Genomic DNA, 270 nt, shown 5'->3' on the forward strand with positions numbered 1-270 from the left:
AAACAATCTATTTCTCCTATTCCAGAAACAGTTATAACTCCAGATTCAACGCAAATTAATTCTTCTGATGCTAAACAAGAAATCTCTTCTCGTTCTGATGTATCACCAAGTGAACCTGTTCAAAAACAATTTATTTCTCCTATCTCAGAAACAGTTATAACTCCAGATTCAAAGCAAATTAATTCTTCTGATGCTAAACAAGAAACGTCTTCTCGTTCTGATGTATCACCAAGTGAACCTGTTCAAAAACAATTTATTTCTCCTATCTCA

1 protein-coding gene is annotated in these 270 nt (G+C 33.0%); it reads left to right on the plus strand.

Annotated features, from left to right (window positions below; all coding sequences use genetic code 11):
• Nucleotides 1-270, plus strand: a 270-nt coding sequence (locus JUI58_RS19490) for a hypothetical protein (RefSeq protein WP_204105479.1), incomplete at both ends; no start/stop codon positions are given.

Source organism: Spirulina sp. CCY15215 (genome assembly GCF_016888125.1).
Classification (GTDB): Bacteria; Cyanobacteriota; Cyanobacteriia; order Cyanobacteriales; family Spirulinaceae; genus CCY15215.